Below are 26,399 nucleotides of genomic sequence, written 5' to 3' on the forward strand. Positions count from 1 at the left end.
GCATTATAGGGAGTAATCAGAATCTGACAAGCCTATTTTTCAAAATAATTTCCGAACGTCTCTTTTTTATGCATATGACTCATTAATCCAGCAATTACGTGGGCTTTTGCTGTTTTTTGCATCGAATCTCATGGGCCGATGGCATACTACACCGTAAAACCTCTCTATAAAGGGAATGCACTATGCCTTTATCTGCACATCAGTTAGCGGCCCAAAAGAACCTTTCTTACGTCCTTGCAGAAAAGCTGGCGCAACGCATTCTTAAAGGGGAATACGCACCCGGCACGATTTTGCCCGGCGAGATTGAGTTGGGCGAGCTGTTTGGGGTGAGCCGAACCGCCGTACGCGAAGCCGTTAAGACATTAACCGCAAAAGGGATGGTGCTGCCGCGCCCGCGAATAGGCACTCGCGTGATGCCGCAGAACAACTGGAACTTCCTCGATAAAGAGTTGTTAGGATGGTGGATGACCCAGGATAACTTCTCTGAGGTTATTACTAACTTTCTGGTCATGCGCACCAGCCTGGAACCACAGGCCTGCATGCTGGCAGCCCTTCATGGTACGGATGCGCAGAAAGCGTCGCTTAAAAACACCATGAACGAGATGGTAGCCCTGAAAACGGCGTTTGACCGGCAGCGCTGGGTTGATGTTGACGTCTCTTATCACGAACAGATCTACGAAATGAGCGGAAACCCGTTCCTTACCTCCTTCGCAACGCTGTTCCATTCCATCTATTACAATTACTTCTCATCTATTACCCATAACGAAGTGATTAAACTCGACGTTCATCAAATGATTGTCGACGCTATTCTCAGAGGCGATGGCGAAGGTGCGTCTTCAGCCTGTCGCGAACTGTTGCGGGAGCCCCATCAACCCTGAAAGCGCAAATAAGGTAGTCATGATTAAAAAAGCTCGCAGTATGGCAGGACTGCCGTGGATTGCGGCGATGGCCTTTTTTATGCAGGCGCTGGACGCCACCATTCTTAACACCGCGTTACCCGCTATCGCCCAGAGTCTGGACCGCTCGCCGCTGGCGATGCAGTCCGCCATTATCAGTTACACCCTGACGGTGGCGATGCTGATCCCCGTCAGCGGCTGGCTTGCTGACCGCTTCGGCACCCGCCGTGTATTTATGATTGCGGTGATACTGTTCACTCTGGGATCGCTGGCCTGCGCCCTGTCTCAAAACCTCGGCCAACTGGTGCTGTTCAGGGTGATGCAGGGCGTCGGCGGGGCGATGATGATGCCGGTCGCCCGTCTGGCGTTGCTGCGCGCCTATCCACGTAGCGAATTACTGCCGGTATTAAATTTCGTGACCATGCCTGGCCTGGTCGGCCCTGTTCTTGGCCCGGTTCTGGGCGGGGTTCTGGTGACCTGGGCCAGCTGGCACTGGATTTTCTTAATCAATATCCCTATCGGTATTGCCGGTCTGCTGTATGCGCGCAAATACATGCCCAACTTTACGACGCCGCGTCGCGGGTTCGATATGGGCGGTTTTTTGCTGTTCGGCCTGAGCCTGGTGCTGTTCTCCAGCGGGATGGAGTTGTTTGGCGAAAAGATAGTGGATACGTGGATTGCCGGCTTAGCGATCGCCAGCGGTCTGGCGCTGCTGATGGCGTATATAGTCCACGCCCGCCGCCATCCCAACCCGATCATTGCGCTACCGATGTTTAAAACCCGCACTTTCTCTATCGGCATCGCGGGCAATATCGCGTCGCGCCTCGGCACCGGCTGCGTACCGTTTTTGATGCCATTGATGTTGCAGGTGGGGTTCGGCTACCAGGCGCTGATCGCTGGCTGCATGATGGCGCCGACGGCCATTGGCTCGATTCTGGCGAAATCGATGGTGACGCAAATCCTGCGCAGCCTCGGTTACCGGAAAACCCTGGTGGGCGTCACGCTGTTTATCGGTTTGATGATCGGCCAGTTCGCGTTGCAGTCCCCTGCGATGCCTGTCTGGGCGCTGATACTGCCGCTGTTTATTCTGGGGATGGCGATGTCGATACAGTTCACCTCGATGAATACCATCACCCTTGCGGATCTTACTGATGAGAACGCCAGCAGCGGCAACAGCATGCTGGCGGTGACTCAGCAATTGTCCATCAGCCTTGGGGTCGCGGTGAGTGCGGCAGTACTGCGTTTTTATCAAAGCGATCAAACCACCAGCACCGTGGAGCAGTTCCACAGCACCTTTATGACTATGGGTGTGATTACCCTGGTCTCAGCGCTGGTATTTATGCTGTTACGCCCGAAAGACGGACGTAACCTGATAAAAGAAAGGCATAAAGCTTAAGACGAACCGCGCGCGATCAGCTCTGGCGTTAATTGCAGGCGTTGCTGGGCAAGCCCCGGCTGCGCCATGCGATGGATCAGCACATCAATAGCCAGCTCGCCCAGTTCATCTTTCGGTTGATGAACGGTGGTCAGTGGCGGGGTCATATAGCGCGCGAGTTCAATATCGTCATACCCCACCAGCGCCATATCCTTCGGAATGCTCAGCCCGGCCTGATAGAGCGCCTGGTATGCGCCAACTGCCATCGCATCGTTGCCGGTAAACACCGCGTCGGGGCGCTCCGCTAACGTTAGCAGGGCGTTCATGGCGCTAAATCCGCTGGAAAACTCAAAGTCGCCGGTAATTTCATAGCCGTCAGGAATGGCCAGCCCTGCACGTGCCATGGCGTTGCGATACCCTTCCAGCCTCAGGCGTGACGGCGTTTTATCCAGCGGCCCGGTAATACAGGCGATGCGCCGATAGCCTTTATCAATCAGATGCTGAGTGGCGATTTCACCACCCAGCAGCGAGTTATCCTGAATCAGATCGCTGTCGCCATCAAAGGGTGCCCAGTCCATCATCACGGTGGGTATAGAAGGATAACGCGTCATGATTTCGGCGGAAGGTTGATGCGTTTCGGTACACAGCAGCAGCAGGCCATCGACGCGCTTTTGCAGCAGCGTTTCCAGATTGCTGTTCATGCGCTGTTCGTCGCCTTCGGTATTGCACAGCACCAGGCTGTAGCCGCGCTCGAAACAGCTGCGTTCCACACCGCGCACGATTTCTGAAAAGAAGGGGTTGCTACTGGCGGTGATCAGCATCCCGATGGTACGGGTCTGGTTCAGCTTCAAGCTGCGCGCCAGCGCCGAGGGGGCATAGTTCAGGGTTTTCACGGCGTCATTCACTTTTAAACGAATCGCTTCGCTCACGAAGCGATCGTTATTAATGACGTGAGAAACCGTGGAAGTGGAGACGCCCGCCAGGCGAGCAACATCCTTCATCGTCGCCAAGCGTTACCCCTGTTGCTTTAAGAAATCGTCGATCTCATTACGCCACGGTACGGAAGGCTGTGCCCCGCGCCGGGTCACTGCGATAGCGGCAGCGGCATGAGCGAAGCGAATCGCTCCCGGCAACGGTTTTTCTTCCAGCAAGGCGGTAACTAACGCGCCGTTAAAGGTATCCCCTGCGGCAATCGTATCCACAGCATCGACTTTAAAACCCGGCACCCGCTGGCCTTTGCCGTCACGGCTGGCCCATACGCCACGGCTGCCTAAAGTGATGATCACCGTGCCGATGCCTTTATCGTGTAACCGCTGCGCCGCTTGTGCGGCATCGTCATCGGTTGCGACTTTCACGCCGGTCAGCTTTTCCGCTTCGGTTTCATTGGGGGTGATAATGTCCACCAGGCGCAGCAGTTCATCTGGCAGCTCTCGTGCCGGTGCCGGATTGAGGATGACGGTGGTGTGATGTTGATGGGCAATTTTCGCGGCTTCGACGACGCTTTCTACCGGGGATTCCAACTGCATCAGCAGCGCGGAGGACTGGGCAATCAAATCGTGCTGCGCCGTGACGCGCTCCGGCGTCAACGCGCTGTTGGCCCCGGCACTGATGCCGATAACGTTCTCGCCCTGGGCGTTAACAAAAATCAGCGCCACGCCCGTGGATTCACCTTTGATGGTATCCACCGGCGAGATATCAATATTATCGCTGGCTAACTGAGTACAAACCCGACGCCCGGTATCGTCATCACCCACGCAGGCAATAAACGCGATATCCGCACCGCTACGGCCGGCGGCAACCGCCTGATTTGCGCCCTTCCCACCGAACGCGACCTGGTATTGGCTACCGGTCAGAGTTTCACCCGGCTTCGGGAACGATTCAAGATTAAGGATATGGTCGGCATTAATACTGCCCAGAACAACCAGCTTGCCAGTAGTATTCATCTTCGGGTGTCCCGTCAAAATGCGCCACCCGGGTGGGTGGCGCGGTGCCCTGCTTTTCTTATTACTTTATGTAATCTGTGACTTATTTGGTAACCAGCTTCAGCTCAACCGGGATTTGCTTCTCAACTTTTTCGCCTTTCAGCACTTTATCCGCGGTTTCCACGCCGATAACGCCAATCTGATCGGCCATTTGCGCCACGGTTGCGCCTAACTTGCCGCCTTCAACGGCTTTCACGCCGTCGGCGGTGCCGTCAAAACCTACCACCAGCACGTCGGATTTACCGGCGGTTTGCAGCGCGCGCAGTGCGCCCAGCGCCATTTCATCATTCTGAGCAAACACAGCCTGCACGTCCGGATGCGCGGTCAGCAGGTTTTGCATCACGTTCAGGCCTTTGGTGCGGTCGAAGTCAGCCGGCTGGCTCGCCAGGACGGTAAATTTGTGGGCCGCAGTCGCCTGTTTGAAACCTTCACCACGCTCACGGGCAGCGGAGGCACCTGCGATGCCCTGCAACTCGATCACTTTCGCGCCTTCACCCAGTTTTTTAGCAATGAAGTCACCGGCCATTTTGCCGCCTGCCACGTTATCAGACGCCACGTGGCTGACCACGTCGCCTTTGGATGCCATACGATCCAGGGTGATTACCGGGATTTTGGCCTGATTAGCCATCTTCACGGCGTTACCTACCGCATCGGAGTCGGTTGGGTTAATCAGCAGTAATTTAGTGCCGCGAACGGTCAGATCCTGAACGTTGGCAAGCTCTTTAGCCGGGTTGTTCTGGGAATCCAGCACCACCAGGTTATACCCCAGTTTGTCGGCTTCTTTCTGCGCGCCATCTTTTAATGACACAAAGAACGGGTTATTCAGCGTGGAGATAACCAGCGCGATCGTGTCTTTCGCCATAGCGTTGGCGCTCACGGTGGCGCTTAACGCAACAGCAGAAACCAGGGTAGCCAGTTTTTTCATGTTCATAGTCAGATGTCCTGTAGAGTAATCAGTTACTGCTTTTTGTTGTCTACCAGTACCGCCAGCAGAATGACGACTGCTTTAACGATCATCTGGTAATAGGAAGAAACACCTAATAAATTCAGTCCGTTGTTCAGGAAGCCGAGGATCAGCGCACCGATCAGCGTCCCCACAATACGGCCTTTACCGCCCGCCAGGCTGGTACCGCCCAGCACCACCGCCGCGATGGCATCCAGCTCATAGCCAGTACCGGCCGTCGGCTGTGCGGAAGACAGACGCGCCACTTCAATAACACCCGCCAGCGCGGCCAACATGCCGGACAGCGAATAAACGATGATTTTGATTTTATTAACGCTGATGCCGGACAGACGCGTCGCCGCTTCGTTACCGCCCAGTGCATAAATATAACGGCCCAGACGGGTGTGATGCAGCATATACCAGGCGGCGAGAAAGACGACCGCCATGATCCACACCGGCGTCGGGATGCCCAGCGGGCGACCGATACCAAACCAGCCAAACAGATCGGCGTTGTCAGAGAACCCGGTGTTAATCGGGCTACCGTCGGTGTACACCATGGTCACGCCGCGCAGCAGCAGCATCATCACCAGGGTAGCGATAAACGCCTGCACGCGTCCTTTGGCAACAATAACGCCAGTCACGCCGCCAATCGCCGCACCGAGCGCCAGCGCGCCCGCCACAGCCACCAGCGCGTTCACTTCCAGGCCTACGATTGAGGCGGCGACCGCGCCGGTTAACGCCAGCAGGGAACCGACGGACAGGTCGATACCTGAGGTGAGGATAACCAGTGTCATGCCTACCGCCATAATGGCGTTGACCGACGTTTGTTGCAGGATGTTGAACAGGTTATTAACGGTAAAGAAGTTCGGGCTCATGGTGGAGACCACCGCGATCAGCACCAGCAGGGCAATCAGCGATTTTTGCTCTAACAGCCACGCTTTAGTGAAATAGCGACGGCCAGTGATAGTCTGGGTACTCATTGTCATACTCCTGCGCGGTTTAGCTTGCCAACAGCCGCCGCCATCAGCACTTCCTGAGTGGCCTGCTCGCGTGTGAACTCACCGCCGAGATGCCCCTCGTGCATCACCATGATGCGATCGCTCATGCCCAGCACTTCTGGCATCTCAGACGAGACCAGAATGATGCTTAAGCCCTCAGCTTTGAACTGGTTGATTAACTGGTAGATCTCTTTCTTGGCACCGACATCGACGCCGCGCGTCGGCTCATCAAGGATCAGCACTTTCGGACGGGTCATCAGGCCGCGGGCAATCGCCACTTTCTGCTGATTACCGCCGGAGAGCAAACCGATCGCCTGTTCCATTGACGGGGTTTTGACGTTGAACAGCCGGATAAAATCGCTGACTGCCTGCTGCTCGTCCTGATGCTTCAGGCCGCCACCGCTGCGGCTGAAATAGCGCAACGCGGTCAGAGACATGTTCTCTTTTACCGACATGCCCAGCACTAAACCATCGCGCTTACGGTCTTCAGAGATATAAACGATGCCGTTCGCCAACCCATCCTGCGGAGAGCGGGTCACGACTTCATGGCCGTCGAGCGTGACGTATCCGCTGGTGCGCGGCAACGCGCCGTACAGCACTTTCATCAGCTCAGTACGCCCTGCGCCCATCAGCCCGGCTACGCCAAGGATTTCCCCTTTGCGTAAGCTAAAGGAAACATTGTTAACGCCAGGCCCGCACAGATTATCGACTTTCAGACGCACCTCACCCGGCGCTTTGTCCAGGTGTGGATACTGATCTTCGAGCTTGCGACCCACCATCATTTCAATCAGCGTGTCTTCGGTCAGCGTCGCCACTTCACGTTCGGCAATGAATTGCCCGTCGCGGAATACCGTAACATCATCGCAGATCTCGAAAATTTCTTTCATGCGGTGGGAAATATAGACAATGCCACGCCCCTGGGCCTTCAGCTCGCGGATCACGCGGAACAGCGATTCGGTTTCGGTATCCGTCAGGGCGTCGGTAGGTTCGTCCATGATGATGACTTTGGATTCAAAGCTCAGCACCTTGGCAATTTCCACCATCTGCTGATCGCCAATAGACAGTTCGCCCACCAGTCGGTGGCTGTTAAAGCGCAGGTTCAGTTTGGCGAGCAGCTTGTCGGCTTCGGCATACATGGTTTTCCAGTCGATTTTGCCAAACCGGTTAACAAATTCGCGGCCCAGGAAGATGTTCTCCGCAATAGTCAGTTGCGGGATCAGGTTAAGTTCCTGGTGGATAATGCCGATGCCCGCTTCCTGAGACGATTTCGGACCGTTGAAAGTCGTTTCCTGGCCCAGCCATTTCAGCGAGCCGGCATCACGTTGATAGATGCCGGTCAGCACTTTCATCATGGTGGATTTACCGGCACCGTTTTCGCCGACCAATGCCATAACGCGGCCTGAATAGACATTCAGCGCCGCGCCGGAAAGGGCTTTTACACCGGGGAATGACTTATCAATCCCCTTAAGTTGCAGTAATGCGTCCATGTCGGCCTCAGAAAGTTACGCCGGCACAGAGAATAATATTCGCATACGGGGAGCATTCCCCGCTGCGAATGACCGCCTGGCTGGCAGCGGTGTTTACTTTGAACTGTTCATGCGTGATGTAACGAATTTCAATGGTATTTCCCTGGTGTTGTTGCAGTTGCTCAATATGGCTGAGCAACGTTTCGTGGAGCTGCGGATTGTGTTGTTTAATTTCCAGCGCAAGGATCGCCGCTTCAACCTGCATCTCGGTAGTCACCACATCCAACACCTGCATAAAGGTGGGGACGCCCTGAGTCAGTGCCAGGTCGACACGCTCAGTCGTTTTCGGGATGGGCAACCCGGCATCACACACAACAACCGTATCGGTATGACCGAGACGTGAGATGACCCGAGAGATGTCAGCATTTAAAACGGTGCCTTTTTTCATGTCTTTGCTCCACTAGCGAAACGTTTCGCTGACTGAAGTGTAGTGAAGAAGGCGAACAGGAAACAATCGGCGCGTTATAGAAATGTGATCGCCATCGAAACGTTTCGCTCGTTATTGTTGCAGGACAGCAGAAAGAAAAACGCCCCTTCACAGAAGAGGCGTTGAAAAATTAAATTTCTACCTGAGTCCCGAGTTCTATAACCCGGTTAGGCGGGATTTCAAACTGATCGGGGGCGCGCAACGCGTTACGCTGCAACAGCAGGAACAGCTTGCCGCGCAGGCGCAGATACCACGGGCGTTTACCGATAATCAGCGATTCATGGGACATAAAGAACGAGGTTTCCATCATCCGGCAACTCAGCCCTTCCAGCCCACAGCGGTGGAACACCTCTTCCACGTTCGGCGTTTCGCGCCAGCCGTAACTGGCTACCACGCGCCAGAAAGTGGGCGATAGCTGTTCGATGGCCACGCGGCGTACATTGTGCACGTAAGGCGCATCTTCTGTACGCAGGGTCAGCAGGATCACACGTTCGTGCAGCACTTTGTTGTGCTTGAGGTTATGCAACATCGCGAACGGAATGACGTTCAACGCCCTGGACATGTACACCGCCGTGCCCGGCACGCGCACCGGCGGGGATTTTTCCAGCGAGGCGATCATCGCTTCCAGGGAGTTACCGTGCTCATGCATCCGGCGCAGCAGACGAAAGCGCTCGCTTTTCCAGGTGGTCATGATGATAAACATCACCAGGCCTAACGTCAGTGGCAGCCAGCCGCCGGACAGCAGCTTCGACAGGTTAGCCGAGAACAGCGACACATCAATGCACATAAACCCAACGAACATCACCCCGAGCAGGATTTTGCTCCAGTGCCAGTTTTTATTGGCAACGGTGGTGAACAGAATTGAGGTCAAGACCATGGTGCCCGTTACCGCAATACCGTAGGCCGCCGCCAGGTTACTGGAGTGTTCAAAGCTGACGATAACAATCACTACCGCGAAATAGAGCATCCAGTTAATGGCCGGAATATAAATCTGCCCGGACTCCATTTCTGAAGTGTGGATGATGCGCATCGGCGAAAGATAGCCCAGACGCACGGCCTGGCGCGTCAGGGAGAACACGCCGGAGATCACTGCCTGCGAGGCGATAACCGTCGCCAGGGTGGCGATAATCAGCAGTGGGATCAGCGCCCAGTCGGGAGCCAGTAAAAAGAACGGGTTCTTAATCGCTTCCGGCGTTTTCAGCAGCAGCGCGCCCTGGCCGAAATAGTTCAGCACCAGCGAAGGCAGCACCACGCTAAACCACGCGATACGGATCGGCAGCTTACCGAAGTGGCCCATGTCGGCATACAGCGCCTCAACGCCGGTGATCGACAGCACCACCGCGCCCAGCGCGAAGAAAGAAACCGTCTTGTATTCCACGAAGAAATGCACCGCCCATATTGGGTTTAATGCGTGCAGCACTTCCGGGTTGGCGATGATACTGCGCACGCCCAATACCGCCAGAATCAAAAACCAGGCCAGCATAATCGGCGCGAACAGTTTACCCACCATCCCGGTGCCATGCTTCTGGATCATAAACAGCAGGGTCAGGACGATAATCGACAGCGGCACAATATAGGGGTCGAGCGATGGCGCGGCGATTTCCAGACCCTCGATGGCGGACATCACCGAAATGGCCGGTGTGATAACCACCTCGCCATAAAAGAAGCTGCCGCCAATCAGGCCCAGAATAACCAGCCAGGATGTCGCTTTAGCTGAGGTATTACGCCCTGCCAGCGACATTAGCGTCAGTATCCCACCTTCACCGGCGTTGTCGGCGCGCATCACGAAGGTCAGATATTTAATGGAAACCACTAAAATCAGCAGCCAAAAAATCAGGGAGAGGAAGCCAAAAACGGCATCCCGTTCTACGCCAAAACCAAACTGGCCGGAAAGGCATTCTCTTAACGTATAAAGTGGGCTGGTCCCGATATCGCCGTACACCACCCCGATTGCTGCAAGCGTTATCGCCGGCAGCGGTTGCTTATTATCAGCGCTCATAGACTAATCTTTTGTTAGAAAACAGTTGTGTGCTTAGTCCCTTGGCCCACAAAAAGCGCACAGTATGCACGATTAACGGCAAAATCGTACCCCTAAATAGAATCCAGCCTGTCCACGTCAAAAAAATACCCCTAAACTTCGTACTCCTTTTTGACGATAACCGCCCTCATCACTTCGGATTAGCGAATTATCGTTGCATCACAATTTTCCTGAGTATGCGACAGAGATTAAAAAGTGGCGATTGACTTACCTGGAGCGGGCCGCAGGGCTTGTCTCGCGACCAAAACTGCAGGTATATAATTGCATCTTAAGCCGTTTCCTCAGGGTAAGGACGCAAACTAATTATGGCTCAACCCCATTTGTTGGCTGAAAGAATTTCAAGACTCGCATCCGCACTGGAAAAAGGGCTTTTCGAACGCAGCCACGCAATACGTCTTTGCCTGTTAGCCGCATTGAGCGGCGAGAGCGTCTTTTTATTAGGCCCACCGGGCATCGCCAAAAGCCTGATTGCCCGCCGCCTCAAGTTTGCTTTCGTACACGCCCGCGCTTTTGAATATCTGATGACCCGCTTTTCCACGCCTGAAGAAGTATTCGGCCCGCTATCTATCCAGGCGCTGAAGGACGAAGGGCGTTATGAGCGGTTGACCCAGGGTTACCTTCCCGAAGCGGAGATCGTGTTCCTGGATGAGATCTGGAAAGCCGGGCCAGCCATCCTGAACACGCTGCTGACCGCCATTAACGAACGGCGTTTTCGCAACGGCGCATTTGAAGAGAAAATCCCGATGCGCCTGCTGGTGGCGGCCTCTAACGAACTGCCGGATACGGATAACAGCCTGGAAGCGCTGTATGACCGCATGTTAATCCGGCTATGGCTGGATAAAGTTCAGGACAAAGGTAATTTCCGCTCGATGCTGGTAAGCCAGCAGGACGAAAATGAAAACCCGGTGCCCGCCGCGCTGCAAATCAGTGATGAAGAATTTACCCAGTGGCAAAAAGATATCGGCAACGTCGCGCTGCCGGACGACGTCTTTGAGTTAATTTTTCTGCTGCGCCAGCAGTTGGAAAACCAGCCGCACGCGCCTTATGTTTCGGATCGTCGCTGGAAAAAAGCGATTCACCTGTTACAGGCCTGCGCGTTTTTCAGTGGTCGCAATGCCGTCGCACCCATCGATCTGATTTTGCTGAAAGACTGCCTATGGCATGACGCCGCCGCCCGCAACCTAATGCAGCAGCAAATGGAAGTTTTGATGACCGGGCACGCCTGGCAACAGCAGGCGATGCTGACAAAGCTCGGCGCCATTCAGCAACGCCGGATGCAGCTGGAGCAGCAAAAGAGCGAGCAGAACGCCCTAACCGTGGTGAAGCAAAGCGGGATGTTTAGTCGCCGTCCGCAATACCATCTCCCGGACACGTTACAGGCAGCCGAACTGACGCTGCTGCTGCAAAAACCGCTTAAGCTCCACGATATGGAAGTGATTCATATCACCCTCAACCGCGAACAGCTCGACCAGTGGCTGCAAAAAGGCGGGGAGATCCGCGGCAAACTCAACGGCATTGGCTTTGCGCAGATCCTCAATCTGGACGTGGACAGCGGCCAGCATCTGCAAATCCGTGATGTCAGCCTGCAGGGGAGCCGGCTGTCGTTGCCGGGCGCGCTGGCGGAAGGCATTCCGGCGGAAATTAAACAGCAGTTAGACGAGCTGGATAATGAATGGCACCAGCAGCACAGCCGCTTTAGCGATCAACAAAAATGCCTGTTTATCCAGCCCGACTGGCTGGGACGTATTGAGGCCAGCTTACAGGACGTCGGCGCGCAGATTAAACAGGCGCGTCAATGATTACCCTGGATACGTTAAACACGATCCTGGCCATCAGCGAAGGGGAATTAATCGAAGAACTGATTATCGCGCTGCTGGCCTCGCCGCAGCTGGCGGTATTCTTCGAAAAGTACCCGAAATTAAAGAAAGCGCTTCATGAGGATATTCCGCGCTGGCGACAGCAGTTAAAAAACCGACTTCACGATGTGCCGGTGCCTGTGGAGCTGGCGCAGGAGGTGCAATGCTATCAGCAAAGCCAACTGCTCTCCACGTCTCAGTTGCTGGTCCAGCTACCGCAAATCTTGTCCCGTCTTGAGCAGCTTAACTCGCCGTTTGCCGCCCAGGCGGCGCAGCTTACCCAGGCCAGCCCCACGTTTACCCCGGCGTTGCATACCCTGTTTCTGCAACGCTGGCGATTAAGCCTGGTGGTGCAGGCCACCACCCTGAATCAGCAGTTGCTGGAAGACGAACGCGAGCAACTGTTAAGCGAAGTGCAGGAGCGCATGACACTCAGCGGTCAGTTGGAAAAGGTGCTGGTGGAAAACGATCATGCGGCAGGCCGGTTGTGGGATATGAGCGCCGGGCAGCTAAAGCGCGGCGACTATCAACTGATCGTCAAATACGGGGATTTTCTTGCCAGCCAGCCGGAGCTGGAAAAGCTCGCAGCGCAACTGGGGCGTTCCAGGGAGGCCAAATCCGTCCCAAAGAAGGATTCTCCGATGGAGACCTTTCGCACCCTGGTGCGTGAACCGGCGACGGTTCCGGAACAGGTGGAAGGGCTTCACCGCAGTGACGATATCCTGCGCCTGTTGCCGACTGAGCTTGCCACGCTGGGCATTACCGAACTGGAATATGAATTCTACCGGCGGCTGGTGGAGCACGAACTGCTGACCTATCGGCTACAGGGTGAAGCCTGGCGGGAGCGCGTTACTGAACGGCCGGTGACGCATCAGGATGTCGACGAGCAACCACGCGGCCCGTTTATCGTCTGCGTGGATACGTCCGGTTCCATGGGCGGCTTTAATGAACAGTGTGCCAAAGCGTTTTGCCTGGCGCTGATGCGCATCGCCCTGGCCGACAGTCGACGCTGCTTTATTATGTTGTTTTCCACCGAAGTGGTGAGTTATGAACTTTCCCGGCAGGACGGCATTGAGCAAGCCATTCGGTTTTTAAGCCAGCAGTTTCGCGGCGGCACCGATATAGCCAGCTGTTTCAGATCGATCATCGAAAGAATGCAGGGAAGCGTATGGCAGGATGCGGACGCGGTGGTGATCTCGGATTTTATCGCCCAGCGCTTGCCGGATGACGTGGTCGGCAAAGTGAAGACGTTACAGCGAGTGCATCAGCACCGTTTCCATGCCGTGGCGATGTCGGCTCACGGCAAACCCGGCATCATGCGGATATTCGATCATATCTGGCGCTTTGATACCGGGATGCGTAGCCGCCTGCTGCGACGCTGGCGGCGTTAATCATTACAGCAGTTCGCTAACTTCAGCCTGAACATGGGCTGGCCATACGCCGCACTGAACCTGCCCAATGTGCGGCAGTTGCAGCATCAACATGGTGAGGCGCGACTGCCCGATACCGCCGCCGATGGTCTGCGGCATTTCACCGTTGAGCAGCGCCTGATGCCATTCCAGCGCCAGGCGATCATCGTCACCCGTGATCGCCAGCTGGCGTTTCAGCGTATCGGCGTCCACGCGAATGCCCATTGAAGAGAGTTCAAACGCATCTTCCAGCACCGGGTTCCAGACCAGAATATCGCCGTTCAGACCGGCAAAACCGCCTTCGCTGGACGTTGACCAGTCATCATAATCCGGTGCGCGCACGTCATGACGTTTACCGTCCGCCAGTTTGCCGCCGATGCCAATCAAAAATACCGCACCCAGCTCTTTGGCAATGGCGCGCTCGCGGCCTTTAGCATCCAGATCCGGGAAGCGCTGTTGCAGGGTTTCGCTGTGAACGAAGTGGATCTGCTCCGGCAGGAATGGCGTTAAGCCAAACTGCTCGCTTACTGCGGCTTCCGTGGCTTTCATGGCGGACCAGATGGCTTCTACGGTCTGTTTCAGGGTGCCGAGATGACGTTCGCCATCACCCATCACGCGCTCCCAGTCCCACTGATCCACGTACACCGAGTGAATGGGTGACAGACGATCTTCGTCCGGGCGCAGCGCTTTCATATGAGTGTACAGCCCTTCACCGGCGCTGAAGTCATGCTGACCGAGGGTTTTACGTTTCCATTTTGCCAGCGAGTGCACGACTTCAAACTGCGCGTCCGGCAGGTTTTTTACGCGAACCTGAACGGCTTTTTCGCAGCCGGATAAGTTATCCTGGGTCCCATCGCCGATGCGGCTCAGGATCGGTGCCTGAACTTCAATCAGGCCCAATTTTTCTTCGAGCTGGCGAGAGAAATGGGACTTCACGAAACTAATCTGACGCTGTTTTGCGATGTAAGCCGTTTTCATTATGTTTACTCCTGTCTGTCTGATAGCAAACATTTAGCAATAAAAAGGCAGCTCAATTCAATAATCATCAATAAAAAAGGCCAGACGGTTTTTAATTCGATAATTTAAAGGCCATAATGAGAGCGAATCGTCATTATCCATAAGGAAAACATATGGAAAATTATCAGATCGACAATCTGGATCGCGGCATCCTTGAGGCCCTAATGGCCAATGCGCGTACCGCTTATGCCGAACTGGCGAAACAATTCGGCGTCAGTCCGGGGACTATTCACGTGCGTGTCGAGAAAATGAAGCAGGCCGGAATTATCACCGGCGCGCGCATTGATATCAGCCCGAAGCAACTGGGTTATGACGTGTGTTGTTTTATCGGCATTATCCTGAAAAGCGCCAAAGACTACCCTTCCGCCCTGGCGAGACTGGAAAGCCTGGATGAAGTGACCGAAGCGTATTACACCACCGGCCACTACAGTATCTTTATTAAAGTGATGTGCCGATCCATCGATGCATTGCAGCAAGTACTTATCAACAAGATCCAAACAATTGATGAAATTCAGTCCACTGAGACGCTTATTTCCCTGCAAAACCCAATAATGCGCACAATTAAGCCCTGAGCGTAATAGCTATATATCAATAACTTATCTTAGAATATTTCACCGATCGCCGGGAATCCTCGCCAAAACCTGCGATCGGCTCCTTTCCTGCTATACCCATATTATCCACAGGTAGATCCCAGCCCCTTCACAGCGTACAATACGCGACGTTTTATAAAAGGCAGACGATCATGGCAGAAATTACCCTTATCAGCGGCAGTACCCTGGGCAGCGCGGAATACGTAGCTGAGCATCTGGCGGAAAAGCTGGAAGAAGCGGGTTTTACCACCGATACCCAACATGGCCCGATGCTCGAAGACCTGCAGGCTGACGGGGTTTGGCTGATTGTGACCTCGACGCATGGCGCGGGAGATGTGCCGGATAATCTCGAACCTTTTTATACGGCAATAAAGGAACAGCATCCTGACCTCAGTAATGTGCGTTATGGCGCAGTGGGTATCGGCAGCCGCGAGTACGACACCTTTTGTGGTGCGATCGAGAAAATCGACACGCTGATGACCGAATGTGGGGCCAAACGCATTGGCGATCTGCTGAAGATCAACGTGCACGATCACGAAATTCCGGAAGATCCGGCGGAGATTTGGCTGGGATCCTGGAAAAATTTACTCTAATTGCTGAAAAGATCGCCGGTTGATTTGTGGATAAGTCTGCTCATAAGCTTGGATCAACCGGTAGTTATCCCAAGTATAACCTTTAGCCCGCCGTGGGCCTGTGTATAAACAGCCATTCTGCACCCAGCTAATACCGTGTGGGATCACCGATCGTTAACAGCTAATGATCTCACTTAACGCCTTGATCTTCATTGGCGATCGTCAGTTATCCACAGATATCGGCGATCCTAATAAGAGATCATAGTAAAACAGATCTCTAAATAAAAAGATCTTCTTTTAAATACCAACGATCCTGACACTTTCTCGAAAGGCTAAACTTGAGTAGAATCCACGCCCCGGGATCGAAAACCCATTTGCCACACCACGAGGTTTATCCACCATGTTTTATCCGGATCCTTTCGACGTCATTATCATTGGCGGGGGTCATGCAGGTACTGAGGCCGCGATGGCCGCAGCCCGTATGGGTCAACAGACCCTACTTTTGACACACAATATCGACACGCTGGGGCAGATGAGCTGCAACCCGGCGATCGGCGGTATTGGTAAAGGACATTTGGTTAAGGAAGTGGATGCCCTCGGCGGTCTGATGGCAACAGCGATCGACAAAGCCGGTATTCAGTTTAGGATACTAAACGCCAGCAAAGGCCCTGCCGTTCGCGCCACTCGCGCCCAGGCCGATCGCGTACTGTATCGCCAGGCGGTGCGTACCGCACTGGAAAACCAACCGAACCTGATGATCTTCCAGCAAGCGGTGGAAGATCTGATAGTGGAAAACGATCGCGTCGTCGGCGCAGTGACCCAGATGGGCCTCAAGTTCCGCGCCAAAGCGGTGGTGTTAACCGTCGGGACATTCCTGGACGGCAAGATCCACATCGGGCTGGATAACTACAGCGGTGGCCGTGCAGGCGATCCGCCGTCGATTTCCCTGTCACGCCGTCTGCGTGAACTGCCGCTGCGCGTTAATCGCCTGAAAACCGGTACGCCGCCGCGTATTGATGCCCGCACCATCAATTTCAGTGTGCTGGCACAGCAGCATGGCGATACGCCGCTGCCCGTGTTCTCGTTTATGGGCAATGTCAGCCAGCATCCACAGCAGGTGCCGTGCTATATCACCTACACCAACGAAAAAACCCATGACGTGATCCGCGCCAACCTCGATCGCAGCCCGATGTATGCCGGGGTGATCGAAGGCATTGGCCCGCGCTACTGCCCGTCCATCGAAGATAAAGTGATGCGCTTTGCCGATCGCAACCAGCATCAGATCTTCCTGGAGCCGGAAGGCCTCACGTCGAACGAAATTTACCCGAACGGGATTTCCACCAGCCTGCCGTTTGATGTGCAGATGCAAATCGTGCGCTCAATGCAAGGCATGGAGAACGCCAAAATCGTCCGTCCGGGTTACGCCATTGAGTATGATTTCTTTGACCCGCGCGATTTGAAACCGACCCTGGAGAGCAAATATATCCAGGGCCTGTTCTTTGCCGGGCAAATCAACGGCACCACCGGCTATGAAGAAGCTGCCGCGCAGGGTCTGCTGGCAGGCCTGAATGCCGGTCGCTTCTCTGCCGAGAAAGAGGGCTGGGCGCCGCGTCGCGATCAGGCTTACCTCGGCGTGCTGGTGGACGATCTGTGCACGCTGGGCACCAAAGAACCGTACCGCATGTTTACCTCCCGTGCCGAATATCGCCTGATGCTGCGTGAAGATAACGCCGATCTGCGTCTGACCGAAGCGGGCCGCGAGCTGGGCCTGGTGGACGATGCCCGCTGGGCGCGCTTCAACCAGAAGCGTGAAAATATCGAACTGGAACGCCAGCGCCTGCGCGGCATCTGGATGGCACCGTCTTCGGAAGGCGTGCAGGAGATCAACGCCCAACTGGCCTCGCCGTTGTCCCGTGAAGCCAGCGGCGAAGATCTGCTGCGCCGCCCGGAAATGACGTACCCGCAGTTGGTAAACCTGACCCCGTTCGCGCCGGGCCTTGATGATGCTCAGGCCGCCGAGCAGGTAGAAATCCAGGTGAAATACGAGGGATACATCGCCCGCCAGCAGGACGAGATCGAGAAACAGCTGCGCAATGAAAACACGCTGCTGCCCGCGACCCTGGATTACCGCCAGGTGTCTGGCTTGTCGAACGAAGTGATCGCCAAACTTAACGATCACAAACCGTCGTCCATTGGACAGGCGTCGCGCATTTCAGGCATCACGCCTGCCGCCATCTCTATTTTGCTGGTATGGCTTAAAAAACAGGGTTTACTGCGCCGCAGCGCGTAACCGGACGTTAAATTCGGGCCAGCCTTATGCTGGCCCTTTTCATGGATATCGTTGTGCTGAATAAACTCACGCGTTTGCTGAATGCCGCCGCCATCACGCTGACCGACCACCAAAAACAGCAGCTGCTGGCCTATGTCGGCATGCTGGATAAGTGGAACAAAGCCTATAACTTGACTTCCGTGCGCGATCCGGCGGAAATGTTGGTGCGCCATATTCTCGACAGCATCGTGGTCGCCCCGCACCTTGAAGGCGAGCGCTTTATCGACGTTGGTACTGGCCCCGGTTTGCCGGGCATCCCGTTATCGATCGCCTGCCCGGATAAGCATTTCACCCTGCTGGATAGCCTGGGTAAACGGGTACGCTTTTTGCGCCAGGTGCAGCATGAACTGAAGCTGGAGAATATCGCACCGGTGCAAAGCCGCGTTGAAGAATTTCCGGCAGAACCGCCGTTTGACGGCGTGATCAGCCGCGCGTTCGCGTCGCTGACCGATATGGTGAACTGGTGCCAGCGTCTGCCTGCGCCGCACGGGCGCTTTTATGCCCTGAAAGGCCTGCGTCCAGATGATGAAATCGCGGCGCTGCCGGCAGGATTCGAAGTGGAAAAGGTCGTGGCGCTAAACGTACCGGGCCTTGAAGGCGAACGCCATTTGGTTATGATTAAGCCAAACAAATTTTAAGAATTGTAAAAAATAGTAGAAAAAGTGCGATTGATAAATTGTTAAACGCCACCTGTCATTCTCATGATGAATGACAGGAAATTTAACCCTTTTTTTACCAGGGCATAGAACAGGGCAGGGGAGAGGCAGTTAAATCCGTTTTAAAATAATCAACCCCGAAAATATCAGCCTGCTAAAAATCCTCCTCATGGCGTATCCGTGTTTGTTAAAACTTCGGTTGATATGTCAATGAAAGGTTTTGATGGTGTATGGACTGATTTTAAAAAAATCGCGTGTAATACTATTAATTTTCAATAAGATGCATTTTCGGGTTTCATATCTGATACAGAATATTTGTTAGTTTAATTGTTTATTGTGTGATCTCCTGCACGCTTTAGAACAAGGTCTTTGCGGTTATTCCGGTTTTTTGGCGAACATAGCGCGTTTAATAAAAAGTTTAAAAATGCGCGGGTCGAAATTTATTTAAACATTTATTCACCTTTTCGCTACTTATTGTTTGAAATCACGAGGCCGCACCGTATAATTTGACCGCTTTTTGATGCTTGACTCCGAGCCTTAAAGAACGTTTTATACGACACGCGACATACCTCTTAGGGAGCAGGAGTAAACGTAATGTTTGTGTCGCTCTTTAGTGTCAATGTGGCTCGCAAGCTTCTGTTCATTCAGTTACTGGCAATAATGGCGATGGGATTGCTGTTTTGCTTCAAAGACCCCAGTTGGGGCGCGTCCGCCGTTGGCGGAGGCCTGGCAGTGTGGCTGCCAAACGCATTGTTTATGATTTTTGCCTGGCGTCACCAGGCGCAGACACCCGCAAAAGGCCGAGTGGCCTGGTCGTTCGCCGTCGGCGAAGTGTTTAAGGTGCTTGCGACATTCGCACTTTTGGTGGTGGCGTTAGCGTACTTCCACGCGGTATTTTTTCCGCTGATAGTGACGTGGGTTTCGGTGCTGGTTGTGCAAATACTGGCACCAGCTGTAATCAACAACAAAGGGTAAGAGGCATCATGTCTGCAGGAGAACTCTCTTCACCACAGGAGTACATAGGTCACCATCTGAATAACCTTCAGCTTGACCTGCGTACCTTCTCACTGGTGGATCCGCAAAACCCCCCGGCTACCTTCTGGACGCTCAACATAGACTCCATGTTCTTCTCGGTGGTTCTGGGTCTGTTGTTCCTGGTTCTGTTCCGTCGTGTGGCCAAACATGCCACCAGCGGCGTACCGGGTAAATTCCAGACAGCGGTCGAGCTGATTGTCGGTTTCGTACATGGAAGCGTAAAAGACATGTACCACGGCAAGAGCAAAGTTATCGCTCCGCTGGCCCTGACGATTTTCGTCTGGGTATTCCTGATGAACCTGATGGATTTGCTGCCAATCGACCTGCTGCCGTACATTGCTGAACATGTACTGGGTCTGCCGGCGATGCGCGTGGTGCCGTCTGCTGACGTGAACATCACCCTGTCCATGGCGCTTGGCGTGTTTATCCTGATTTTGTTCTACAGCATCAAAATGAAAGGCATTGGCGGCTTCGCTAAAGAGCTGACGCTACAGCCGTTCAATCACTGGGCATTCATTCCTGTCAACTTAATCCTTGAAGGTGTGAGCCTGCTGTCCAAACCGGTTTCTCTCGGTCTGCGACTGTTCGGCAATATGTATGCCGGTGAGCTGATTTTCATTCTGATTGCTGGTCTGTTGCCGTGGTGGTCGCAGTGGTTGTTGAATGTGCCATGGGCCATTTTCCACATCCTGATCATTACGCTGCAAGCCTTCATTTTCATGGTTCTGACGATTGTCTATCTGTCGATGGCATCTGAAGAGCATTGATTTTTTAAACAACACTACTGCGTTTTAACTGAAACAAACTGGAGACTGTCATGGAAAACCTGAATATGGATCTGCTGTACATGGCTGCCGCTGTGATGATGGGTCTTGCGGCAATCGGTGCTGCGATCGGTATCGGCATCCTCGGGGGTAAATTTCTGGAAGGCGCCGCGCGTCAGCCTGATCTGATTCCTCTGCTGCGTACTCAGTTCTTTATCGTAATGGGTCTGGTGGACGCAATCCCGATGATCGCTGTAGGTCTGGGTCTGTACGTGATGTTCGCCGTCGCGTAGTGAGCGTTGCTTTACTTGTTAAGTAAATTAAGCAATATCAGAACGTTAACTAGATAAGAGGCATTGTGCTGTGAATCTTAACGCAACAATCCTCGGCCAGGCCATCGCGTTTGTCCTGTTCGTTCTGTTCTGCATGAAGTATGTATGGCCGCCAATTATGGCTGCCATCGAAAAACGTCAAAAAGAAATTGCTGACGGTCTTGCTTCTGCTGAACGAGCTAAAAAGGATTTGGACCTTGCACAGGCCAATGCGACCGACCAGCTGAAAAAAGCGAAAGCTGAAGCTCAGGTAATCATCGAGCAGGCGAACAAACGCCGTGCGCAGATCCTGGACGAAGCGAAAGCGGAAGCCGAACAGGAACGTACCAAAATCGTGGCGCAGGCTCAGGCAGAAATCGACGCTGAGCGTAAACGCGCTCGTGAAGAGCTGCGTAAGCAGGTGGCTATGCTGGCCGTTGCTGGCGCCGAGAAGATCATCGAACGTTCCGTGGATGAAGCTGCTAACAGCGACATCGTGGATAAACTTGTCGCTGAACTGTAAGGAGGGAGGGGCTGATGTCTGAATTTGTAACGGTAGCTCGCCCCTACGCCAAAGCAGCTTTTGACTTTGCCGTCGAAAACCAAAGCGTAGACCGTTGGCAGGACATGCTGGCGTTTGCCGCTGAGGTGACTAAAAACGAACAAATGGCAGAGCTTCTCTCTGGCGCACTGGCGCCGGAAACGCTCGCTGAGTCGTTTATCGCAGTATGTGGTGACCAGCTCGACGCTCACGGACAGAACCTGATTAAGGTAATGGCTGATAATGGGCGTCTGAAGGTTCTCCCTGATGTTCTTGAGCAATTTATTCGTTTACGTGAGGCCCGTGAGGCCACCGTTGAAGTGGAAGTCACTTCCGCTACTGCGCTTAACGAAGAACAGCTCGAGAAAATCAGTGTCGCGATGGAAAAACGTCTGTCACGCAAAGTGAAGCTGAATTGCAAAATCGATAAGTCTGTAGTGGCAGGCGTAATCATCCGAGCGGGTGATATGGTCATTGATGGCAGCGTACGCGGCCGTCTTGAACGCCTTGCAGACGTCTTGCAGTCTTAAGGGGACTGGAGCATGCAACTGAATTCCACCGAAATCAGCGAACTGATCAAGCAGCGCATTGCTCAGTTCAGTGTTGTGAGTGAAGCTCACAACGAAGGTACTATTGTTTCTGTAAGTGACGGTGTTATCCGTATCCACGGCCTGGCCGATGTGATGCAGGGCGAGATGATCTCCCTGCCGGGTAACCGTTACGCTATCGCACTGAACCTCGAGCGCGACTCTGTGGGTGCGGTGGTGATGGGTCCGTACGCTGACCTCGCCGAAGGTATGAAGGTGAAGTGTACTGGCCGTATTCTTGAAGTTCCGGTTGGCCGTGGCCTGCTGGGTCGTGTGGTGAACACCCTGGGTGCGCCTATCGACGGTAAAGGTCCGGTTGAGCACGACGGCTTCTCTGCTGTTGAAGCGATTGCACCGGGCGTTATCGAACGTCAATCCGTAGACCAGCCTGTACAGACCGGTTATAAGTCCGTTGACGCCATGATCCCAATCGGTCGTGGTCAGCGTGAACTGATCATCGGCGACCGTCAGACCGGTAAAACCGCACTGGCTATCGACGCCATCATCAACCAGCGTGATTCCGGCATCAAATGTGTCTACGTTGCGATCGGGCAGAAAGCGTCCACTATCGCCAACGTGGTGCGTAAGCTGGAAGAACACGGTGCGCTGTCTAACACCATTGTGGTGGTTGCGACCGCGTCTGAATCCGCTGCGCTGCAATACCTGGCACCCTATGCCGGTTGCGCAATGGGCGAATACTTCCGTGACCGCGGCGAAGATGCGCTGATCATTTATGATGATCTGTCCAAACAGGCCGTTGCTTACCGTCAGATCTCCCTGCTGCTGCGCCGTCCGCCTGGACGTGAAGCATTCCCGGGCGACGTATTCTACCTCCACTCTCGTCTGCTGGAGCGTGCATCCCGCGTTAACGCGGAATACGTTGAAGCCTTCACCAAAGGTGAAGTCAAAGGTCAAACCGGTTCACTGACTGCACTGCCGATTATCGAAACCCAGGCGGGTGACGTTTCTGCGTTCGTTCCGACCAACGTAATTTCCATTACCGATGGTCAGATCTTCCTGGAAACCAACCTGTTCAACTCCGGTATTCGTCCGGCGGTTAACCCGGGTATTTCCGTATCTCGTGTAGGTGGCGCAGCGCAGACCAAAATCATCAAGAAACTGTCCGGTGGTATTCGTACCGCGCTGGCGCAGTACCGTGAACTGGCGGCGTTCTCCCAGTTTGCATCCGACCTTGATGATGCAACCCGTAAACAGCTGAGCCACGGTCAGAAAGTGACCGAGCTTCTGAAACAGAAACAGTATGCGCCGATGTCCGTTGCGCAGCAGGCTCTGGTGCTGTTCGCGGCAGAACGCGGTTACCTCGAAGATGTGGAACTGGCGAAAATCGGTAGCTTCGAAGCCGCTCTGCTGGCTTACGTTGACCGTGATCACGCTCCGCTGATGCAAGAAATCAACCAGACCGGTGGCTATAACGATGAGATCGAAGGCAAGCTGAAAGGCATCCTCGACTCTTTCAAAGCAACCCAGTCCTGGTAACGTCTGGCGGCTTGTCTTAGGACAGGCCGCAAGGCATTGAGGAGAAGCTCATGGCCGGCGCAAAAGAGATACGTAGTAAGATCGCAAGCGTCCAGAACACGCAGAAGATCACTAAAGCGATGGAGATGGTCGCCGCTTCCAAAATGCGTAAATCGCAGGAAAGAATGGCTGCCAGCCGTCCTTACGCAGATACCATGCGCAAAGTGATTGGTCACCTTGCTCACGGTAATCTGGAATATAAGCACCCTTACCTGGAAGAACGCGACGTTAAGCGCGTGGGCTACCTGGTGGTGTCGACGGACCGTGGTCTGTGCGGTGGCTTGAACATTAACCTGTTCAAAAAACTGCTGGCGGAAATGAAAGCATGGTCAGATAAGGGCGTTCAGAGCGATATCGCGATGATCGGCTCTAAAGGCGTGTCGTTCTTTAATTCCGTTGGCGGGAACATCGTGGCTCAGGTGACAGGCATGGGGGATAACCCATCCCTGTCTGAACTGATCGGCCCGGTAAAAGTGATGTTGCAGGCCTATGATGAAGGGCGTCTGGACAAGCTTTTTATCGTCAATAACAAATTTATCAATACCATGTCTCAGGTTCCGACCATCACGCAACTGCTGCCATTGCCAGCGGATGATGATGAGGAATTAAAACGCAAGTCCTGGGATTACCTGTACGAACCCGATCCGAAAGCGCTGCTGGATACCCTCCTGCGTCGTTATGTGGAATCTCAGGTTTATCAGGGCGTGGTAGAAAACCTGGCCAGCGAGCAGGCCGCACGTATGGTGGCGATGAAAGCCGCGACCGACAATGGCGGCAGCCTGATTAAAGAGCTGCAGTTGGTATACAACAAAGCTCGTCAGGCCAGCATTACTCAGGAACTCACCGAAATCGTCGGTGGTGCATCCGCGGTATAACCAGGTTAATTCGTAGAGGATTCAAGATGGCTACTGGAAAAATTGTCCAGGTAATCGGCGCCGTAGTTGACGTCGAATTCCCTCAGGATGCCGTACCGCGCGTGTACGATGCTCTTGAGGTGCAAAATGGTGATGAGCGTCTGGTGCTGGAAGTGCAGCAGCAGCTCGGCGGCGGTATCGTGCGTACCATCGCAATGGGTTCTTCCGACGGTCTGCGTCGTGGTCTGACTGTTGCAGACCTTGAGCACCCGATCGAAGTCCCGGTAGGTAAAGCGACCCTGGGCCGTATCATGAACGTGCTGGGTCAGCCGATCGATATGAAAGGCGACATCGGTGAAGAAGAGCGTTGGGCGATCCACCGCGCGGCACCGTCCTATGAAGAGCTGTCCAGCTCTCAGGAACTGCTGGAAACCGGTATCAAAGTAATCGACCTGATGTGTCCGTTCGCGAAGGGCGGTAAAGTCGGTCTGTTCGGTGGTGCGGGCGTAGGTAAAACCGTAAACATGATGGAGCTGATCCGTAACATCGCGATCGAGCACTCCGGTTATTCTGTGTTTGCGGGCGTGGGTGAGCGTACTCGTGAGGGTAACGACTTCTACCACGAAATGACCGATTCCAACGTTCTGGATAAAGTATCCCTGGTTTACGGCCAGATGAACGAGCCGCCGGGAAACCGTCTGCGCGTTGCGCTGACCGGCCTGACCATGGCTGAGAAATTCCGTGACGAAGGCCGTGACGTTCTGCTGTTCGTGGATAACATCTACCGTTATACCCTGGCCGGTACTGAAGTATCTGCACTGCTGGGCCGTATGCCTTCTGCGGTAGGTTATCAGCCGACGCTGGCGGAAGAAATGGGCGTTCTGCAGGAACGTATCACCTCCACCAAAACCGGTTCTATCACGTCCGTACAGGCGGTATACGTACCTGCGGATGACTTGACTGACCCGTCACCAGCCACCACCTTTGCGCACCTTGACGCGACCGTGGTACTGAGCCGTCAGATCGCGTCTCTGGGTATCTACCCTGCGGTTGACCCGCTGGATTCCACCAGCCGTCAGCTGGACCCGCTGGTTGTTGGCCAGGAGCACTACGACACCGCGCGTGGCGTACAGTCCATCCTGCAGCGTTACCAGGAACTGAAAGACATCATCGCCATCCTCGGTATGGACGAACTGTCTGAAGAAGACAAACTGGTGGTAGCACGCGCGCGTAAGATCCAGCGCTTCCTGTCCCAGCCGTTCTTCGTGGCAGAAGTGTTTACCGGTTCTCCGGGCAAATACGTATCGCTGAAAGATACTATCCGTGGCTTTAAAGGCATCATGGAAGGCGAATACGATCACCTGCCGGAGCAGGCGTTCTACATGGTTGGCTCCATCGACGAAGCCGTGGAAAAAGCCAAAAAACTTTAACGCCTTAATCGGAGGGTGATATGGCAATGACTTACCACCTGGATGTCGTCAGCGCTGAACAGCAAATGTTCACAGGGCTGGTGGAAAAAATCCAGGTTACGGGTAGTGAAGGTGAACTGGGGATTTACCCGGGCCACGCTCCGCTGCTCACCGCCATTAAGCCTGGTATGATCCGCATCGTGAAGCAGCACGGTCATGAAGAGTTTATTTATCTCTCCGGCGGCATTCTTGAAGTGCAACCGGGCAACGTGACTGTGCTGGCAGATACCGCGATTCGCGGTCAGGACCTCGACGAAGCGCGAGCCCTGGAAGCGAAGCGTAAGGCAGAAGAGCACATTCGTAATTCTCACGGCGACGTGGATTACGCTCAGGCTTCTGCTGAACTGGCTAAAGCGATTGCCAAACTGCGCGTTATCGAGTTAACCAAAAAAGCGATGTAACACCGGCTTGAAAGCTAAAATGCCAGTCATATGACTGGCATTTTTTTTGCCCGTTGCGGTGTTGCCGGCAATGCGATTCTCGATCATCGCTTTATTATCACCTGTTTGGGTGGTTTCCTTCCTGCTATTGCCGTTTACAGTAAATTAATCCGAACAGTAATCTGCGAAAAATCCGCTATTCTTTGCCGGGAGAATCCAAATATATTCATTCGCCGGATATTTTTTATTAAAAACTAAGTGCGCCAAATGCGCTATGGCAATGAATTACGCACTTAAAAAGCAGCGGC

The 26,399-nt window shown here is 54.0% G+C and carries 25 protein-coding genes; 17 read left to right on the plus strand and 8 right to left on the minus strand.

Going from position 1 to position 26,399, the window contains the following annotated elements:
- Positions 1-182 precede the first annotated feature (182 nt).
- Together RT120_RS18550 and mdtD are read left to right on the plus strand one after the other, a co-directional pair.
- A complete protein-coding gene (locus RT120_RS18550; RefSeq protein ID WP_312984954.1) occupies positions 183-878 on the plus strand; it encodes a FadR/GntR family transcriptional regulator in 696 nt (231 codons plus the stop codon).
- 19 nt (positions 879-897) lie between these two features.
- Positions 898-2,292, plus strand: coding sequence for a multidrug transporter subunit MdtD (gene mdtD / locus RT120_RS18555; RefSeq protein ID WP_312984955.1), 1,395 nt, complete (start codon positions 898-900; stop codon positions 2,290-2,292).
- On the opposite strand, the gene rbsR is transcribed toward mdtD, so the two are convergent.
- From rbsR to kup, 7 genes are all read right to left on the minus strand, one after another.
- Positions 2,289-3,281, minus strand: a complete 993-nt coding sequence (rbsR, locus tag RT120_RS18560; protein WP_312984957.1) for a ribose operon transcriptional repressor RbsR — start codon at positions 3,279-3,281, stop codon at positions 2,289-2,291. The genes mdtD and rbsR overlap by 4 nt on opposite strands.
- A 3-nt stretch (positions 3,282-3,284) precedes the next feature.
- A complete protein-coding gene (gene rbsK, locus RT120_RS18565) occupies positions 3,285-4,214 on the minus strand; it encodes a ribokinase (protein WP_312984958.1) in 930 nt (309 codons plus the stop codon).
- An 82-nt stretch (positions 4,215-4,296) separates the two neighbouring features.
- Positions 4,297-5,184 (minus strand): ribose ABC transporter substrate-binding protein RbsB, encoded by an 888-nt coding sequence (gene rbsB, locus RT120_RS18570; RefSeq protein WP_125292928.1) that lies wholly within the window; start codon positions 5,182-5,184, stop codon positions 4,297-4,299.
- Positions 5,185-5,210: 26 nt separating this feature from the next.
- On the minus strand, positions 5,211-6,176 hold the full coding sequence (gene rbsC / locus RT120_RS18575; RefSeq protein ID WP_312984960.1) for a ribose ABC transporter permease: 966 nt from the start codon (positions 6,174-6,176) through the stop codon (positions 5,211-5,213).
- Between the two features lie 2 nt (positions 6,177-6,178).
- A complete protein-coding gene (rbsA, locus tag RT120_RS18580; RefSeq protein ID WP_312984962.1) occupies positions 6,179-7,681 on the minus strand; it encodes a ribose ABC transporter ATP-binding protein RbsA in 1,503 nt (500 codons plus the stop codon).
- A gap of 7 nt (positions 7,682-7,688) precedes the next feature.
- Complete coding sequence (gene rbsD / locus RT120_RS18585) at positions 7,689-8,108, minus strand: D-ribose pyranase (protein ID WP_312984964.1); 420 nt, start codon at positions 8,106-8,108, stop codon at positions 7,689-7,691.
- A 169-nt stretch (positions 8,109-8,277) separates the two neighbouring features.
- Complete coding sequence (gene kup / locus RT120_RS18590; RefSeq protein ID WP_312984966.1) at positions 8,278-10,146, minus strand: low affinity potassium transporter Kup; 1,869 nt, start codon at positions 10,144-10,146, stop codon at positions 8,278-8,280.
- A 344-nt stretch (positions 10,147-10,490) separates the two neighbouring features.
- Here kup and ravA point away from each other — a divergent pair, with 344 nt between their 5' ends.
- Both ravA and viaA read left to right on the plus strand, forming a co-directional pair.
- Positions 10,491-11,984: an ATPase RavA gene (gene ravA / locus RT120_RS18595; protein WP_312984968.1), complete on the plus strand. Its 1,494-nt coding sequence runs from the start codon at positions 10,491-10,493 to the stop codon at positions 11,982-11,984.
- Entirely contained in the window at positions 11,981-13,432 is a 1,452-nt protein-coding gene (gene viaA, locus RT120_RS18600) for an ATPase RavA stimulator ViaA (RefSeq protein WP_312984970.1), read from the plus strand. Before ravA ends, viaA begins: the two co-directional genes overlap by 4 nt.
- Positions 13,433-13,435: 3 nt before the next feature.
- Here the strand turns inward: viaA and asnA are convergent, their stop codons facing one another.
- Positions 13,436-14,428, minus strand: a complete 993-nt coding sequence (asnA, locus tag RT120_RS18605) for an aspartate--ammonia ligase (RefSeq protein ID WP_312984972.1) — start codon at positions 14,426-14,428, stop codon at positions 13,436-13,438.
- 152 nt (positions 14,429-14,580) lie between these two features.
- On the opposite strand from asnA, the gene asnC reads away from it, so the two are divergent.
- The 13 genes from asnC (at position 14,581) to RT120_RS18670 (ending at position 26,112) form a co-directional block, all read left to right on the plus strand.
- A complete protein-coding gene (gene asnC, locus RT120_RS18610) occupies positions 14,581-15,039 on the plus strand; it encodes a transcriptional regulator AsnC (protein WP_125292920.1) in 459 nt (152 codons plus the stop codon).
- 170 nt (positions 15,040-15,209) lie between these two features.
- Complete coding sequence (mioC, locus tag RT120_RS18615; RefSeq protein ID WP_312984974.1) at positions 15,210-15,650, plus strand: FMN-binding protein MioC; 441 nt, start codon at positions 15,210-15,212, stop codon at positions 15,648-15,650.
- Positions 15,651-16,029: 379 nt separating this feature from the next.
- Positions 16,030-17,919: a tRNA uridine-5-carboxymethylaminomethyl(34) synthesis enzyme MnmG gene (gene mnmG / locus RT120_RS18620; RefSeq protein ID WP_312984976.1), complete on the plus strand. Its 1,890-nt coding sequence runs from the start codon at positions 16,030-16,032 to the stop codon at positions 17,917-17,919.
- A gap of 53 nt (positions 17,920-17,972) precedes the next feature.
- On the plus strand, positions 17,973-18,596 hold the full coding sequence (gene rsmG, locus RT120_RS18625; RefSeq protein WP_312985050.1) for a 16S rRNA (guanine(527)-N(7))-methyltransferase RsmG: 624 nt from the start codon (positions 17,973-17,975) through the stop codon (positions 18,594-18,596).
- 612 nt (positions 18,597-19,208) lie between these two features.
- Positions 19,209-19,589, plus strand: a complete 381-nt coding sequence (gene atpI / locus RT120_RS18630; protein WP_312984978.1) for a F0F1 ATP synthase subunit I — start codon at positions 19,209-19,211, stop codon at positions 19,587-19,589.
- An 8-nt stretch (positions 19,590-19,597) separates the two neighbouring features.
- On the plus strand, positions 19,598-20,416 hold the full coding sequence (atpB, locus tag RT120_RS18635) for a F0F1 ATP synthase subunit A (RefSeq protein WP_161658798.1): 819 nt from the start codon (positions 19,598-19,600) through the stop codon (positions 20,414-20,416).
- 50 nt (positions 20,417-20,466) lie between these two features.
- A complete protein-coding gene (gene atpE / locus RT120_RS18640) occupies positions 20,467-20,706 on the plus strand; it encodes a F0F1 ATP synthase subunit C (protein WP_000429386.1) in 240 nt (79 codons plus the stop codon).
- A gap of 70 nt (positions 20,707-20,776) precedes the next feature.
- On the plus strand, positions 20,777-21,247 hold the full coding sequence (gene atpF, locus RT120_RS18645) for a F0F1 ATP synthase subunit B (protein ID WP_002435552.1): 471 nt from the start codon (positions 20,777-20,779) through the stop codon (positions 21,245-21,247).
- A gap of 14 nt (positions 21,248-21,261) precedes the next feature.
- Positions 21,262-21,795 (plus strand): F0F1 ATP synthase subunit delta, encoded by a 534-nt coding sequence (gene atpH / locus RT120_RS18650; protein WP_312984981.1) that lies wholly within the window; start codon positions 21,262-21,264, stop codon positions 21,793-21,795.
- A 12-nt stretch (positions 21,796-21,807) separates the two neighbouring features.
- Entirely contained in the window at positions 21,808-23,349 is a 1,542-nt protein-coding gene (gene atpA / locus RT120_RS18655; protein WP_125292915.1) for a F0F1 ATP synthase subunit alpha, read from the plus strand.
- A 50-nt stretch (positions 23,350-23,399) separates the two neighbouring features.
- Positions 23,400-24,263 (plus strand): F0F1 ATP synthase subunit gamma, encoded by an 864-nt coding sequence (atpG, locus tag RT120_RS18660; RefSeq protein WP_312984982.1) that lies wholly within the window; start codon positions 23,400-23,402, stop codon positions 24,261-24,263.
- Positions 24,264-24,289: 26 nt separating this feature from the next.
- Entirely contained in the window at positions 24,290-25,672 is a 1,383-nt protein-coding gene (atpD, locus tag RT120_RS18665; RefSeq protein ID WP_125292913.1) for a F0F1 ATP synthase subunit beta, read from the plus strand.
- A gap of 20 nt (positions 25,673-25,692) precedes the next feature.
- Positions 25,693-26,112, plus strand: coding sequence for a F0F1 ATP synthase subunit epsilon (locus RT120_RS18670; protein WP_043866215.1), 420 nt, complete (start codon positions 25,693-25,695; stop codon positions 26,110-26,112).
- Positions 26,113-26,399 lie beyond the last annotated feature (287 nt).

Origin of the sequence: Atlantibacter sp., assembly GCF_032062175.1 — a bacterium.
Classification (GTDB): Bacteria; Pseudomonadota; Gammaproteobacteria; order Enterobacterales; family Enterobacteriaceae; genus Atlantibacter.